Source organism: Pseudomonas sp. LBUM920 (assembly GCF_003852315.1).
Lineage (GTDB): Bacteria > Pseudomonadota > Gammaproteobacteria > Pseudomonadales > Pseudomonadaceae > Aquipseudomonas.
On sequence record NZ_CP027762.1, the window covers coordinates 4061032 to 4076929 of the forward strand.

Genomic DNA, 15898 nt, shown 5'->3' on the forward strand with positions numbered 1-15898 from the left:
AGGGTGTCAGGGAGGTTTGGGTGGGTCGGGCGGGCGGCATCGCAGGCAAGCCGGCTCCCACATTTGGATTGCAGGGTGTCAGGGAGGTTTGGGTGGGTTGGGCGGGCGTCATCGCAGGCAAGCCGGCTCCCACATTTGGATTGCAGGGTGTCAGGGAGGTTTGGGTTGGTTGGGCGGGCGTCATCGCAGGCAAGCCAGCTCCCACATTTGGATTGCAGGGTGCCAGGGAGGTTTGGGTGGGTTGGGCGGGCGTCATCGCAGGCAAGCCAGCTTTCACGTGGGATAGGTGTGCACCTGGTCATTGTTGGCCTCCGGTGGCGCCGGCTTTGGCTTCTTGTTGGTCCTTGCGGCGTTGCAGCTGCTCGCGGTCGAAGCCTTCGATGTAGACCTGGGCGGCGCGGCCGACCGGGGCGGCCATGGCCGGGCCGGTGGTGCGGCCTTGGGTCAGGTCCTGCCTGCGCTCGACCATCTGCATCAAATTCAAATTGTTCGCGCAGCCCAACGGCAGCGTCGGTTTGAAATCTTCGTCCAGTCCGATTGCGTCCTTGGCCGCCGGTTGCTGGCACTGGCTCGGCAAGCCATCAGCGCGAAACTCCGGCGCGTAATACACCGGCGCCAAGTGGGTCTGGCAGCCCATCAGCGCCAGGGGCAAGAGCATCAACACACGCAAAGCAGTCATCGCAGGCCCCCTCATCAATTCATGTAAAAACCGAACGCGCCGCCGCTGCGCGGTCCGCTGGCTGCGGCCGTCGCCGGTTGTGCGTCCAGCGGCGTGGCGAGTGTGCGACTGCGCACCGGCTCCACCAGGTATGGGGTAATCAGGATCACCAGTTCGGTTTCATTGCGCTGGAAACGCTTGGAGCGAAACAGGTTGCCCAGGATCGGCAAGTCGCCAAGCAGCGGCAGCTTCTCGATGTCCTGGCTGCTTTCACGTTGAAACAGGCCGGCAATCGCAAAGGTCTGCCCGCTGCCGACTTCCACCCGCGTGTCGGCGCGGCGCACGCTGAAGGACGGCACATGGAAGTTGCCGAAATCCACGGTGCCGCCGCTGACCACGCTGCTGACTTCCGGGCGTACTTGCAGGGCGATGCGACCGTTGGGCAACAGCGTCGGGTTGAACAGCAGTGACACGCCGAACGACTTGTATTCGATGCCCACCAGGTCACGGTTGACCGGCACCGGGATCGCCACTTCGCCACCGGCGAGGAAGCTGGCGGTCTGGCCGGTCATGGCGGTGATATTCGGCTCGGCCAATATCTGCAAAATGCCGTTGGCCTGCAGCGCGTCGAGCATGCCGTCGATGTTCACATTGCCCGAGCCGGTGCCTGCCGTTGCCAGGCCACCGGCCGTTGCGGCTGCCAGACCGCCGCCGGTGATCAGGCCGAAGGAGAAGGTGCCGTTGCTGAACATCGCGTTCCAGTTCACGCCGTAGTGCAGCAATTCGGAGCGCGAGACTTCGGCAAACCGTACGCGCAGGTTCACCTGGGCCGCGCCTGCGTATTCGGTGGTGTTGATTGCGCTCTGGAAGCCCTGGCCCTGAGGGTTGAGCAGCGCGTTAAGGTCCGTCGCTTCGGCCACCGAACCGACGGTGCCCTTGGCGATCAGGCGGTTGCCGGCCCCGCTGATTTGGGCGCCATTGCCGGGGTGCAATGCCTGCATCGGCGTGGTCACCGCGGCGGTACCGCTGCTGACCGACAAGGTCAGGCTGGCCAGTTGTTTGCCGTCATTGCCAAGGGCAATCAGGCTGGTATTGCCTGGCGCCTTGCCGAAAATATAAATCGTGCCCGGCGACACCACTTGCAGGTCGGCCACATTCGGCTCGGCGACCAGGACCGAATCCACCGGCGCCACAAAATGCAGAATGCGCCCTTCTCCGGACGCCAGGTTGATCGAACCCGAGGCCCCGTTGGCAATGTCCTGAGCCTGACTTGCAGCGGTGACCAGAGCCAGCAACAACATACAAAAACGCATCATGAGGCAGACGCCAGGGAGGTGACGGAAGCCGCGGCAGGCGCGCGGCGGTTGGAAATATCGGTGAAGCTGATGGTCACCAGCGCTTGCAGGTTGTACTCGGTGGCCAGCTCGCGGAACGACAGCACCGCCAGCTCCAGTTCACCGCGCAACACCAGACGGCGCAGGCTGCGCCGCAGCTCCGGGTGCACCAACAATACCGCGCTGTTGACCTCGCGAGTGTTTTCACAGGCCTGGCGCAGTTGCGCGAGCAAGGCGCGGCTGACGTCTTCGGGGATCAATTCGCGCTGCGGCTCCTGACGACGCAGGGACGCGCGCAGTTGGTCTTCCAGGCCCGGCGCCAGCACCAGTGCACCGATGACGCGGTTACGGTCGGCGTACTGATGGCTGATCTGCCGCGCCAACGCCGCGCGCAAATGTTCGGCCAGCCGCCCGGCATCGGTCTCGCGGGCGCCCCACTCCACCATGGCTTCGAGCAAGGCGCGCTGATTGCGGATCGACACGCCTTCGCCGACCAACAGGCGCAAGGTCTCGGCAACACGCTGCAAGGGGACCAGGCGCAAGGCTTCCTTGACCAGTTCGCCATACGTGGCTTCGGTGCGTTCGAGCAGCAGCCGGGTTTCCTGGATGCCGAGGAAGTCGGCGGCATAGCGGCGCAGGCTGCGTTCCAGCACGCCGCGCAAGACTTCGTCGGGCAGCAGGAAACCGATGCCGGCGTTGCGCAGGGTCTCTTCGTGCTGGCGCTCGACCCAGTGGGCATTGCGGCCGTTGAGCGGTGAGTCGGCTTGCACGGTGGCGATGTCCAGCAGTTGCACGTGCACCGGGTCGTCCTGCACAAGCAGGCAATTGATCGGCAGTTCGCCTTCGCTCACCGGCACGCCTTCCAGCGACACGCGGAAACTGCCCGGTGTGGCCTTGGCCTCCATGTAGATGCCCGGCACCGGCACATCCACGCCCAGGTCAGTACGGATGTCATGACACAGCGCTTCGACACGTTGGCGCAGCAACTGGCGCGGCGCGCTCTGGGACAGGCCGCTGCCAAGGGTGAGCAGCACGCGAGTATCGGGCAGCAGGTTGTCATCCAATTCTGCCTGCGCCTCGACCTCCGGCTCCGGGGGTTCGGCCAAGGCTTCGAGCTCGCCCTGGGGCTGGCGGGTGTGCCGGCGGTACATCACGAACGCTGCGCCGCCAAAGGCCGCGGACAAGCCGAGGAATACCCAGGTCGGAAAACCGGGCAACAGGCTGACGCCGATCATGATCAATGCCGTCAGGCCCAGTGCCCGGTAGCTGGCGCCCAGCTGCTTGATGATCTCGCTGCCCAGGTCGCCGGCTTCACCGTCGCTGTTGACCCGCGTGACCACCGTGCCCGCCGCCACCGAAATCAGCAGCGCCGGGATCTGTGCGATCAGGCCGTCGCCCACGGTCAGCAGCGAGTAGGTGTGCACCGCCACACCGAACGGCATGTCGCGCTCGATCATGCCGATCAGCATGCCGCCGAGCAGGTTGACCGCCAGAATCACCAGGCCGGCGATGGCGTCGCCTTTGACGAATTTCATCGCGCCGTCCATCGCGCCGAACATCTGGCTTTCGCGCTCCAGGCGCGAACGCCGGCGGCGCGCTTCGGCCTGGTCGATGTCGCCATTGCGCAGGTCGTTGTCGATGCTCATCTGCTTGCCGGGCATCGCGTCCAGGGTGAAGCGCGCAGCCACTTCGGCCACGCGTTCGGCGCCTTTGGTGATCACCACGAACTGCGCCACGGTGATGATCAAAAACACCACCATGCCGACCACGACTTGGCCGGCGATCACAAAATCACCGAAGGCCTTGACGATATGGCCGGCGTCGCCGTGCAGCAGGATCAAGCGGGTGGTGGTGATCGACAAGGACAAGCGAAACAGGGTGCTGAGCAGAATCAGCGGCGGCAGCGCGGAGAATTCCACGGAATGGCCGATGTAGAACGCAACGATCAGGATCAGGATGCTCAGGGCAATGTTGAGGCCGATCAGCATGTCCACCAGGTAGGTGGGCAGCGGGATGATCATCATCACAATTGCCATGAGCATGAACGCGACGATGATCACGTCGGTGCGCTGCGCCGCCATGCGCGCCAGGTTGTTCAGGCGGTTGAGGGCACTCATGCGCCGGCCCTGCGCGCAGCCAGGTAGCGTTTGAAGCACTGGCGCGCTTCGTCCTTGCGCTCGCCGTACCACAGCGCGCGGGCGCGCAGCAGCAACAGGCTGGCGGACTCGCCTTCCAGTGCCACCAACCGGTCGAGGGCACCCAGGGCGCGGGTGGCGTCGCCGCTGTCGGTGAACGCGAGCACCAGCGAGCGCAGCAGCACGCCGTCTTCGGGCGCGACGCTCACGGCGATCAGCAGCATCACCAGCGCACGCTGGGACTGGCCGTTGCGCCGGTACAGCTCGCCAATGCCTTTGAGCAATTGCACGGCGTCGTCGTTATCGCGGGCCATCAGGCATGTACCTCCGAGCGTTGCTGTTCGAGGGTGCGGCGCATCTCGATCTCTTCGCTGATCAGGTCATGGGCCAGTTCCTTGATGTCCGTCTCGGCATCGAGGGACGGCAGGATGTGTTCCATCACGTGTTCCAGCAGCTCCAGGGAGCGGGCGCTGCCGAACAGCAGGGAGTCAACGCCCGCGGCGCTGGTGAGTTCTTCGAGGTCACTGCGCAGCGAGCGGCGGGCTTGGGTCTTGCGGGTTTTGAGCACCGCTTCGAACGCAGTGGCCTGGCGTGAGTTGACCGGGCGAACGGCTTCGACGGGGGCGCTGCGTACGTCGCTGGGGATGAGCGGGCGGGGTTCGACTTTCATGCGTGGGCCTGCGAGCAGCGTTTATGGCTGGATAGGTGCTCCGACCCAGGACTTCCAGCGCCTGACAGATAGCTTTCGCGGGCAAGCCCGCTCCCACAGTTGGGCGTGGGGGTGTCAGGTTGAACTGGGTTGGCCGGGAGAACGCCATCGCGAGCAAGCCCGCTCCCACAGTTGGGCGTGGGGGTGTCAGGTTGAACTGGGTTGGCCGGGAGAACGCCATCGCGAGCAAGCCCGCTCCCACAGTTGGGCGTGGGGGTGTCAGGTTGAACTGGGTTGGCCGGGAGAACGCCATCGCGGGCAAGCCCGCTCCCACATTTGAATGGCGTGGCGGCGGGTTGAATTGGGTTGGCGGGGGGGACGCCATCGCAGGCAAGCCACGTCCCACGGGTGGGTTGGGTGCGTTCCATGGGGCGACTCATAAGGTGAAGGTGAAGCGCTCTTCGCCGCGGGCGAGGATCACTTGGTTGTTCTCGATGCGCTCCAGCACCCAGTTGTCCGCCAGGGGCGCGCCGGGGTACAGGCGCTTGCCGCTGTCGTTGATCACGTAGGGGTTGGTGCCGAACCACACGGCCTGGAAGCGCACACGCGGGCGTGCGGCGTCGGCGCGTACGCTGACGCGAGGGTTGAGGACGATCTGTTGGCCGTAACGTTCATCGAAGGCTTGTTGCAGGGCCAGCCACTGAGGTTTTTGCGACTGTTCGAAGCTGCCGACGGCACTGAGCTGGCCGTTGGCGTCAGTGACCTTTATAGCTTCCAGATGGGCAGCCTGGAGTTGCTGCTCCAGCCAGGTTTTGGCGTGTTCACGCGACGGTTTTTTCAGCGCAGGCACCTGCGCCGCGACCGCGGTGTGAATGAGCGGCGTGTCGTTGCGCACCGCCAGCGCACCCGCACACAAAAACAGCAGGACGATCGCGACAATCCAGGGCGTGAATGTGCGTGTGGCGTCCGAAGGTTTTTCTGCCCCCTCAGGCGAGGCCAGGCTTACTCCCGCCGTGCCGATACGCAGCTGCAAAGGCAGTCGCGCACGATGGCCGCTGCCTTGGGGAATACGCACATTGTTGCCAAGCACAACATCGCCGCCCAAGGCTTCGACTGCCACCTGGCCACCCTCAAACCGCAGGCGCAGGTGCAGGCCGGCGATGCCGGGATCGCTGAGTACCAGGTCGGCCGCGAGGTCCGCGCCGAGGATGTAGACAGGCTGGTCGAGCACCAGGGAACTGCCCTGATGCAAACCGCTGGTCACAGTCAGGGTCGGTGCGCCAATACCAGCGACCGGACCCAAGGAAATCAAGGCTGTCATGTTCGGGTTTGCCCCCTTGAGCATGTGCAACGGGGTCAACAATCAGAAGGTGAAAACACTCAGCAGGTAAACGGGCAGCGCCGGCGCCGCCCGTTTTGGCGAATCAGTTCTGCGGACGCTGTTTGGTGGCGTCGAGCTCCGCTTTTTTCGCGGTGCTGATTTCAGTGATCTTGGCCGACTTCTCGATAGCCATGTTGAAGGTCGCTTCCATCTTCGCGATAGCGTCGTCGGCGCCGCCGGCTTTTACTGGTGGGACATCAGCCATGTTCATCTCCTTGCATCGATAGGGAAGTTATTCAGTTGCGCAACAGCAAGCTGAAAGTATGCAAACCGGTGAATGCCCAAAACGTCAGACAGTGAGCCTTCGAACCGTCGTTGGTTTGCATGGGACCCATACTACTCACGATCAAAACGCCTTCGCTGTGAAAGCTTGTGAAACGTTTCGCTGACAGGGTGTGAAAGGTTTGGCTCAACCTGGCAGTGAGAAAAACTCATGCATCTTGGGCCGTGGAACTTTTTTCAAAAAATACACACACGCAAAAAGCCCAGTGTTTGCGGGCCTTTCGCAGCATAATTTGGACAGTTTTCGAACTTCCAGCCCGTGGTTGAGTGTTCGATCCGGGACGTTATCAGCGCTATTTTCGCGACGACTTCACATTTTTCGCTAATAGCCTTTTGCCCAACTTTGCGGATATTTCCATTTGTAACAAAAGCGACTTGATCATCGCGTTTGATAGCTCGGCGCGAGTGGCCTTAATGCCCGCGAGCAACTAATTGCCTGCGCCGAATTAGTACAGCTGCACTAATAGCCGAAATCGTTAGTGCGCAGGTCCTGATATATGAAAGAACTTCCAGGTGATCATTTATGCCAGCGATCCCAAGTAGTCGTGACCCTGTTGACACCCCGGGCACAGACGGCTCGCAGAAAAAATTCGAAACCGCGTTGTTCACGGCCGTCAACCAGCCGACGTTCGATCCGTCGAAGATCCGCGGCCCTTCGATTCCCCTGCCCTATCAGAATGTGCAGGCGCCGGTGAACAACAGCATCACCTATACGCCACTGGGCAGTGACAAGCCGGTAACCCTCAAGCAAATCGACAACCCCCGGCTCTACGAGAAACTGGTCGACCAATACAATGCACAACAGGCCGACGCCAGCGTCGAAAAAAACCTCGCCGACAGCAAGGCCGCCGGGTACACCGAAGCCGACGCCAGTACCGTGGCGCCGGGGCTGGGCAACTACAAGGCGATTGGCAGCACGACGGAATTGGGCCCGGGCCTGATCCGATACGAAACCACGTCCGGTGACAAGATCGTGGTCAGCCAGAAACAAACCCCGACGTTGTTTGCCCAGGTCAGCGGCGACTCGAGCAAAATGTTCGCCATCAACGCCAGCCAGGCCGAAGGCTATCGCTTGGCCGGAACCAACGAAACCATGGACCCGGCGGCCAACATCGGCGCACCCGAGGAAGTCGGGCCGGGCCTGATTCGCTATAACACCGCTTCCGGCGACAAAGTCATTGTGTCCCAGGACATCACCCCCGCCCTGTACGACCAAGTGGCCAAGCTGTATGCCGGCACCACTGGCGCGGCCGGCGCCTCGGACACCTCGTGGATCGACACCTCGTCGTTCGGCGTCTCCGGCGCCAAGGACTGGGACACGATTACCGGTAACACCAGCGGTACGCCAACCAAGGAAGAACTCGACCTGAACCGCCCGCGCGCCGCTGCGCAATTGCTCTCGCAAAACTGGGATGCCTGGGGCCTGCATGGTGCGCCGATTGACTTCGCCAACCCGCCCACGAGCCTGCCGCCCGAAGCCCAGGCGGTGCTCAAATACGTGGCCAGCAGCCCGAACCTGATGGCCGCGCTGGACAGCGGCGGTCGCGGTAAAGCCGACAACGTGATCACCCATTCCGACGTCGACCACTTTATCGACAACGCCAACAAGGACCTTGGCGCGGCGTCGAAATCCTTCGCCAGTTTCATGGGCAGCAAGCCCGGCGAACTGGCCACCGCCAACGCCAAGTCCGCCGCCATCGTGATGGCCAACGAGAGCCTGGTCGCAAGTTCGGGCACTGCGATGCGCCCAGGCGATAACCAGCGCAGCAACGACGGCATGATTCGCCCCGACAACCTGGAGGCGCTGGGCAGTGATTCGGCCTTGAGCAACGAACTAACGGGTGCTGCGGCCATGTGGTCCAGGCCCGGCATGTTCCACGCGCTGGAAACCGGTGGCGACAACCCGGCGACCGGCAAGTCGGACAACATCGGTACGCGCGACAACATCGGCGCGTGGCTGGAAAAACAGGCGCCGAAAACCGACAGCGACACGCTGACCTTCCTCGACGGTGCCGCCACCCGCGATGCCGTGGCCGGTGTCGACACCTCCAAGCTGACCGCCGACATTCTGGCCAACCCGCAGAACTACAGTGGCGCACAAAAGGCTGCGGTGCTGGTGCAACTGACCGATGCGCAGACGCGCCTGCTGGTCAGCGACTACGTGCCCCATGCCGGTTTGATGGACAAGTACACCTCGCCGAACTGGGGCCTGAACCCCAACGAGGACAAGATCAAGGCGCAGTTGCAGAGCGGCATCGAGACCCTGTCGGCGGACCCGGATGTGCAGAGCTTTCTGCAGAACAACCGCGGCCCGGCACTCAGCGACATCGTCAGCAGCGACCCGACCATGAAGGTCGCCCTGCAGAACTACTTCGCCGATGGCATCGAGTCGGGCAAGAACCTCAACGACAACCTCAATGCCAAGGATCAGAACGGCAAGCAGATCGACATGGGCATGGGCCTGCAAAACGCCGCCAACGATGCAACCATCGCCAACCTGGCACTGGGCGGCAACGGCCATGTCGACTTGAGCAAAGTCGCCGCCAACGCCGGGCAAAGTGACGCGATCCAGAGCTACTACAAGAACGAACTGGTCACCGGCAAAGCTTTCACCGACGCCGTGGCCGGTGGCATGGACCCGACCGTGGCGGCCAGCAGTTTTGCGGCCAGCGCCGCGTCGGCCCAGGCCTTCCTCGGGGACAAGGCCACAGCAGACGACGCCGCGACCTTGCAGGTTAATTTCAACGAAAACCTCAGCGATGCCCTGCTCGGCGGCGCGACCACCGACACCCTCAATGTGACGCTGGGCGATGGCAAAGGCAATTTTGACGAGGCCAAAGTCACCGCCGCGATCAACGATGCCCAGCAGAAAAACCCCGAGATGTTTGTCACCGCCGATGGCGGCAAGATCGACCCGGCACAAGTGGTGTCGATGCTGCGCTCGGTGTGGGACATCGGTCGCCAGGGCAACAAGATTGCCGACGCCTTGCCCAAGGCCATCGAAGGCATGAAGTTCGGGGATGTGAGCCCGGCGTTCAAGCAAGGCCTGCTGCACATCGGCAGCGCGGTGTTGATGAGCGGCGTGCTGATGGCGCGTTCGGCCAACGGCAGCAATACGCCGGTGGCGGACGCCAACCGCGTGTCGGCGGGGCTGCAATTCGCCGGTCTGTTGCTGGAAGGCGGCACCAAGTACGCCAAGGAAGCCGGTTACGGGGTGACCTGGGTCAACCGTCCGGACGGCGGCACCATCGGCGACTTCCCGGGCAAGGTGCCGGTGGGCAAAGGCCCGTTGTCAGCCGAACAGATCGCCAATATCGGCGCGGCGGGCAAGATCATCGGTTCGGCCGGTGGGATCATCGGCGGCGTGATCGGGATTATCGGCGGTGTCGATTCCCTGAAGAAAGGTGACTACCTCACCGGCAGTTTCTCGGTGGCCACCGGCGTACTCGGCACGGGCGCGGCCGTCGCCGGCCTGGTGGAAGCCGGCGCCGGCTTGTATGGCGCCACTGAGATCGGCGCAGTGGCCGGCACCATCAGCGGCATCCTCGGCGGGGCCACGGCGATCCTCGGCGGGATCGGCAGCGCGTTTCTGCCGTTCGCCCTGGCCGATGCCCACGGCAAGGCGCAAGACGCGTTCTACGGTCAACTGGCGCCGGTGCTGCAGCAATACGGTTTGACCGGCGGCCCGACCATGGACGGCGATTACCCCGCCGACCCGATCCCCGCCATCAACACCTGACCTCCCCCGACAGCCTGGCGCAAACGCAGCTGCGCCGGGCTGTTTCCCACGCCTAAAGGTTCAATGACATGACGTATTCAACTCGCCGCCACCTCACCGATGACGCCACCCTCGAGATCCACTTCGGCCCCTTCCAACTGCTGCCCCAACGTCATCGGCTGCTCAAGCACGGGCAACCCGTGGCCCTGGGCAGCCGCGCCCTGACCTTGCTGATCGCCCTCGCCTCCCGGCCCGGTGAACTGCTGGAAAAAGACCGCTTGCTGGCCATCGCCTGGCCGAAAACGGTGGTGGAAGAATGCAACCTGCGCACGCAGATCAAGACACTGCGCCGCGCCCTCGGCGACGAAGAGTCGTTCTACATCGCCACGGTGCCGGGCCAGGGTTATCGGTTTGTTGCGCCCACTTGGGTCGAACGTACGCCCGTCACGCAACTGAAAGCGCCGGTGGTTCTCAGCCCGTATGGTTGCCGCCACTGCCGAGGCGCGGGGATGGTGCCGCTGTATGCCCAACTGGGTATGCACAACAGCTGACCGACAGGTGCCGCGAGCGGCGTTATTCTGGCAAGCGTCTTTGTTGTGGCAAGCCCACTTGTTGTGGCAAGAGGGCTTGCTGTGGCGAGCGGGCTTGTTGTGGCGAGCGGGCTTGCCCCGCGTTGGGGCGCGAAGCGGCCCCTGCTACAAACACCCAGGTTTTTCAGGCAAACCGCCTAGCCGGTTTTGGGGCCGCTGCGCAGCCCAACGCGGGGCAAGCCCGCTCGCCACAACAAGCCCCCTTGCCACAACAAACCCGCTCACCACAACAACCCTGCTCACCACGACGATCCAGTTGCCACAGCAAGCCCGTTTGCCACAGCAACATCGCTTCCCACAACAAGCCCGCGCCCAGCGGTTTATAGGTGCGGCGTATAGCTGATCGCACTCAGGTCCAGGTGCCCGTCCTTCAGCGGCGGGCACCAGTAGTACCCACCCGTCAACGGTGTGCTGATGCGGTACAGCCCGTCCACTATCCCGTCTTCCAGCCCGCTCATGCGCCGCAGTTGGGCTTCAAATGCATCAAAGGAATGCCCGAAGGCGAGGAACATCAACCCTGCCTGACCGTTCTCGGCCCAAGGCATCGAGCGGCGCACCACGAAGGCTTCCGGCGTGAAACTTTCCTGCGCGGTGCGTTTGGTGTGCGCGGACTCGGGTGCGTCGTCCAGCTCTTCGTTATCGCCATGGCGGCGGCCGATGATGTGGTCGCGCTCCTGCGCAGGCAAAGCGGCAAAACCGTCGAGGTCGTGCTGCCACTGCTGGATCGCGGCAAAGCTGGCGCCGCTGTCGGTCATCGCGGCTTCGACCGCAGCGTCGTCGTGGGGGTTTTCAGTGCCGTCTTCATAGTCAGTCAAATCGAAGCCGGTCTTGTAGCGAAAACCTTCGGTCATCTGCACCAGGCGAAAGGCCGGCGCCATGGCTTTTTCAACACTGCGGCTGCGCAACAGCAGCTCACCGCGATCCACGCCATGCAGCCATACCCACAGCGCCTGCTGGGTGGAGGGGTTATGCGCGCCCGGGCCGCTGACGGCAGGGAACGCGCGCAAGCCCTCAATGGTTGCGCCCAGTGCAGTCACCAGCGGCTCACCCAAACCCACCACCGCGGACGAATCGGTCAACTGCACCAGCGCGTCCAATGCGCCGGGTACGGCTGCCAGGCAATCCACGGCAAAAAACAGATGGCGTGCCTGCAAGGGCACCGGTGCGGCAAGAATGCCCGGCTGGTACTGACTCATGTGAACTCCTTCAAGAAAGCCGCGTAGTTTAACCGCCGCACGCCTGCTTTTGCTCAGGCTTTTCCAGGTCACGCGGGTCCAGACCCAATTGCGCCTTCAACTGCGTCCAGCCCGTGGGCGTGACCCGTACCGCGCGAGAATCTTTCGAGCGGCGCAACCATCCGGCTTCGCACAACGCGCTGAGCAACTGCACGCCCAGCGGCCCGGCCAAATGATGGGGGCGCTCTGATGTTGATCGCCGCGCGCGTGCTGCAGGCGTCGGCGCGGCATTGCTGGTGCCCGCCTCCCTGGCACTGATCAATCAGGCCTACCTCGACAACCCTGCCGGGCGCGTGGCGGCTATCGGCGTATGGGCCGGGTGCGGCGGCATCGCCATAGCCGCCGGGCCGTTGGTGGGGAGCGTGCTGATCCTGATGCTGGGGTGGCGGAGTCTCTTCCTCGTCAATCTGCCACTGGGACTGCTCGCCGTCGCACTGAGTGCGCGCCTTGCCGCCAGTGCCAGACAACCGCGGGCAGCGGGCGGGCTGCGCCTTACGGTGCAACTGTTCGGCAGCCGCGTGTTCAGCCTGTGCGCGGCGGTTTCCCTGGTATCTGCATTGCTGCTGTACGGCCTGATGTTTTTACTCGGCCTGTATTTCCAGCGAACGTTGGGCTTCTCGCCACTGTGGACCGGCGTCGCATTTTTGCCGCTGACGGTGCTGGTGAGCATTGGCAGCCTGATGGCCGGCCAATTGGTGCGCGCGTTCGGCAGTCGCTGGCTGATCGGCGGCGCCCTGGTGCTGTACGTGGCCGGCTTCGGCCAGTTGCTGATGAGCGGCACATGCCCCGACTACGCCCTGCTCGTGGTGCCCCTGCCGATCATCGGCCTGGCGGCGGGGCTGATCACTCCCGCCGCCACCGCCGCGCTGATGAACGCGGTGCACCCGGTACAGGCCGGAATTGCCGCCGGCACCCTCAACACCGCGCGACAAATCGGCGCAGCGCTGGGCGTGGCGTTGGCAGGGACGCTGCTGTAATGCGTCTGGCGCTTGCCACACAGCCCTTGGATGGGTGACTCTCTAGTCATGTTTTGCAACTATTCCAGGGGTAGCGACATGACCACCAGTAACCTGCTCGACCAGCTGTTTCCGACCTCCGCCGCCGATATTCCCGAGCAATTTCGCCTGGCGGCGCCCATTGAACAGCGTGATTACCTGGTCGACGGCCAGTTGCAGGTGTGGAACGGCCCATTGGCCCAGGTACTGAGCCCAGTGCAACTGGGCGATGAGCGCGTGCATATCGGCAGCACGCCCCTGCTGGACGCCGACACCGCCCTGACTGCCCTCGACGCCGCCGTGCGCGCCTATGACCGAGGCCAGGGCGAATGGCCGACGATGCGCGTGGCCGAGCGCATCCAGCATGTGGAAGCTTTCTTGCGACGCATGCGCGAACAGCGTGATGCGGTGGTCAAGCTGCTGATGTGGGAGATCGGCAAGAACCTCAAGGACTCGCAGAAAGAGTTCGACCGCACCTGCGACTACATCACCGACACCATCAATGCCCTCAAGGAACTCGACCGCCGCAGCAGCCGCTTCGAGCTGGAACAGGACACGCTGGGGCAAATCCGCCGCGTGGCGCTGGGCGTGGCGCTGTGCATGGGGCCTTACAACTACCCGCTGAACGAGACTTTCACCACGCTGATCCCGGCGCTGATCATGGGCAACACCGTGGTGTTCAAGCCGGCCAAGCTTGGCGTGCTGTTGATTCGCCCACTGCTGGAGGCGTTCCGTGACAGCTTTCCGGCCGGCGTGATCAACGTGATCTATGGCAGTGGCCGTGAAACCGTCAGTGCGCTGATGGCCAGCGGCAAGATCGATATCTTCGCGTTCATCGGCACCAACAAGGCCGCCAGCGACTTGAAAAAGCTGCACCCCAAACCACACCGCCTGCGCGCGGCCTTGGGCCTGGATGCAAAAAACCCTGGCATCGTGCTGCCCGAGGTGGACCTGGACAATGCGGTCAACGAAGCCGTCACCGGCTCGCTGTCGTTTAATGGTCAACGCTGCACTGCGCTGAAAATCCTGTTTGTGCACGAAGATGTCGTCGAGCGCTTTATCGAGAAATTCAACACCAAGCTGGCCACGTTGAAACCCGGCATGCCCTGGGAAGACGGCGTCTCGCTGACGCCGCTGCCGGAAGTCGGCAAGGTCGATTACCTCAACGCGCTGGTGGCCGATGCGGCGCAGCATGGCGCCAAGGTGGTGAATGCCAATGGCGCAACCAGCCGCGGTTCGTTCTTCTACCCGGCGGTGCTGTACCCGGTGAACCCGCAGATGCGCGTGTACCACGAGGAGCAGTTCGGGCCAGTGGTGCCGATTGTGCCTTACCGTGATCTGGGCACAGTGATCGACTACGTGCTGGACTCGGACTTCGGTCAACAACTGAGTATCTTCGGCACCAACGCCGTGGAGGTCGGGCGCCTGGTAGATGTGTTTGCCAACCAGGTTGGCCGTATCAACATCAATGCCCAGTGCCAGCGCGGCCCGGACACGTTCCCCTTCAACGGCCGCAAGAACTCGGCCGAAGGCACGCTGTCGGTACATGACGCATTGCGCGTGTTCTCGATCCGCACGCTGGTGGCGACCAAGTTCCAGGAAAGCAACAAGGCGCTGGTCAGCGATATCCTGCGCAACCGTGACTCAAGCTTCTTGACGACCGACTACATTTTCTAAGGATGGCGCAGTTCAACAGGTGGGAGCGGGCTTGCTCGCGAAAGCGCAGTGTCAGTCAACACATCTTCGACTGACACTGCGCACTTGCGAGCAAGCCCGTTCCCACCACTTAGACCGCGTTCGCACTGACTACTAAGGCCACGTCAATACCGATGAACCTGCATTTGCCCGCGTTCGCACGGCGCCTGTTGCGCCCCTTGCTGGACCCCTACCGCCGCTATCGCCATGCCAAACTGATCCACGCCGTGCGCGTGTCCATCGGTTTGCTGGCGACCATCCTGCTCACCACCGGCATCAACCTGCCGCACGGCGAGTGGGCCTCGGTGACCATGCTGATCGTGATCGGCGGTTTGCAGCACCACGGCAATATCGGCAAAAAAGCTGTGGAGCGCGCCTACGGCACCTTGATCGGCGCCAGCGTCGGCTTGTTGCTGGTGGTGCAACAGGCCTATTTCGGTCAGCCATTGCTCACGTATCTGTTGATGTCGGTGGTGTGCGGGTTCTTTTCCTATCACGCCATCGGCAAGGGCGGTTACATCGCGCTGTTGTCGGCGATCACGGTGTTTATCGTCGCAGGGCACGGGGATAATCCGATATCCGATGGCTTGTGGCGCACCGTCGACATTCTGATCGGCATTGTCTTGGCGCTGGCGTTCTCCTTCGCCCTGCCGCTGTACGCGGTGTACTCATGGCGCTACAACCTGGCCAGCGCGTTGCGTGACTGCGCGCAAATCTATAGCCGAATCATCAGCGGCCAGTCGGTCACCGATGATGAACACTTGAAGCTGCTCAACCGCTTGAATGCGGCCATGCTGCAGTTGCGCTCATTGATGCCGTCAGTGTCCAAGGAAGTGCGCATCTCCATGACCGAACTGGATGCGATCCAACGGCACCTGCGCATGTGCATCAGCACCCTGGAGATTCTCGGCAATACCCGGCCCGATCCACGCGATGCACAGGCGATGGCACGGATGCAGGTGATGTTGAAGGCGGAGCACCGGCAGATTCGGGTGCAGTGGGTGGGCATGGCACGGGCATTGAAGCTGGGGTTTACCGAGCGGCTGGAACGGCCTGCCACGCACACAACGGATGACGACGCACTGGAAGCGCCGGTACAGAGTGCGCTGGACGGGTATCGGTTATTGACGTTGCAACTGGCGGCGAATGTGGATGCCATGCGCCAGCGGCTGGCCAAGACGGCGAGTCACTGGAAGATTTGACGGGCATGCAAAAGGGACAGCGCA

At 63.1% G+C, this 15898-nt stretch carries 14 protein-coding genes; 5 read left to right on the top strand and 9 right to left on the bottom strand.

From position 1 onward, the window contains the following. Positions 1–298: 298 nt before the first annotated feature. From C4J83_RS18795 to C4J83_RS30535, 7 genes are all read right to left on the bottom strand, one after another. On the bottom strand, positions 299–679 hold the full coding sequence (locus tag C4J83_RS18795; protein WP_106578757.1) for a hypothetical protein: 381 nt from the start codon (positions 677–679) through the stop codon (positions 299–301). Between the two features lie 14 nt (positions 680–693). Next, complete coding sequence (locus C4J83_RS18800; protein ID WP_119739900.1) at positions 694–1974, bottom strand: type II and III secretion system protein family protein; 1281 nt, start codon at positions 1972–1974, stop codon at positions 694–696. Continuing rightward, entirely contained in the window at positions 1971–4109 is a 2139-nt protein-coding gene (gene sctV, locus C4J83_RS18805) for a type III secretion system export apparatus subunit SctV (protein WP_124417893.1), read from the bottom strand. The genes C4J83_RS18800 and sctV overlap by 4 nt, the downstream gene beginning before the upstream one ends. Continuing rightward, the gene (locus C4J83_RS18810) at positions 4106–4441 is read right to left on the bottom strand and encodes a tetratricopeptide repeat protein (protein ID WP_106578760.1); all 336 of its coding nucleotides are present in this window, start codon (positions 4439–4441) and stop codon (positions 4106–4108) included. The genes sctV and C4J83_RS18810 overlap by 4 nt, the downstream gene beginning before the upstream one ends. Next, entirely contained in the window at positions 4441–4797 is a 357-nt protein-coding gene (locus C4J83_RS18815) for a hypothetical protein (protein WP_124417894.1), read from the bottom strand. The genes C4J83_RS18810 and C4J83_RS18815 overlap by 1 nt, the downstream gene beginning before the upstream one ends. A 415-nt stretch (positions 4798–5212) precedes the next feature. Further along, on the bottom strand, positions 5213–6097 hold the full coding sequence (locus C4J83_RS18820) for a SctD/MshK family protein (protein ID WP_124417895.1): 885 nt from the start codon (positions 6095–6097) through the stop codon (positions 5213–5215). A 103-nt stretch (positions 6098–6200) separates the two neighbouring features. After that, positions 6201–6362: a hypothetical protein gene (locus tag C4J83_RS30535; RefSeq protein ID WP_016969018.1), complete on the bottom strand. Its 162-nt coding sequence runs from the start codon at positions 6360–6362 to the stop codon at positions 6201–6203. 600 nt (positions 6363–6962) lie between these two features. Here C4J83_RS30535 and C4J83_RS18825 point away from each other — a divergent pair. Both C4J83_RS18825 and C4J83_RS18830 read left to right on the top strand, forming a co-directional pair. Continuing rightward, positions 6963–10178, top strand: a complete 3216-nt coding sequence (locus tag C4J83_RS18825; protein WP_124417896.1) for a type III effector HrpK domain-containing protein — start codon at positions 6963–6965, stop codon at positions 10176–10178. A gap of 68 nt (positions 10179–10246) precedes the next feature. Further along, on the top strand, positions 10247–10708 hold the full coding sequence (locus C4J83_RS18830) for a winged helix-turn-helix domain-containing protein (RefSeq protein WP_119739889.1): 462 nt from the start codon (positions 10247–10249) through the stop codon (positions 10706–10708). Positions 10709–11067: 359 nt separating this feature from the next. On the opposite strand, the gene C4J83_RS18835 is transcribed toward C4J83_RS18830, so the two are convergent. Both C4J83_RS18835 and C4J83_RS18840 read right to left on the bottom strand, forming a co-directional pair. Further along, entirely contained in the window at positions 11068–11943 is an 876-nt protein-coding gene (locus tag C4J83_RS18835) for a Dyp-type peroxidase (RefSeq protein WP_124417897.1), read from the bottom strand. Positions 11944–11971: 28 nt separating this feature from the next. After that, positions 11972–12244, bottom strand: coding sequence for an ArsR family transcriptional regulator (locus C4J83_RS18840; RefSeq protein ID WP_237266738.1), 273 nt, complete (start codon positions 12242–12244; stop codon positions 11972–11974). Between C4J83_RS18840 and C4J83_RS18845 the strand changes: the two genes are divergently transcribed. From C4J83_RS18845 to C4J83_RS18855, 3 genes are all read left to right on the top strand, one after another. Next, positions 12219–12959, top strand: coding sequence for an MFS transporter (locus C4J83_RS18845; RefSeq protein WP_164487948.1), 741 nt, complete (start codon positions 12219–12221; stop codon positions 12957–12959). The genes C4J83_RS18840 and C4J83_RS18845 overlap by 26 nt on opposite strands. Before the next feature lie 78 nt (positions 12960–13037). Continuing rightward, on the top strand, positions 13038–14654 hold the full coding sequence (locus C4J83_RS18850; protein ID WP_124417900.1) for an NADP-dependent glyceraldehyde-3-phosphate dehydrogenase: 1617 nt from the start codon (positions 13038–13040) through the stop codon (positions 14652–14654). A gap of 158 nt (positions 14655–14812) precedes the next feature. After that, on the top strand, positions 14813–15874 hold the full coding sequence (locus C4J83_RS18855) for an FUSC family protein (RefSeq protein ID WP_124418894.1): 1062 nt from the start codon (positions 14813–14815) through the stop codon (positions 15872–15874). Positions 15875–15898: the final 24 nt, after the last annotated feature.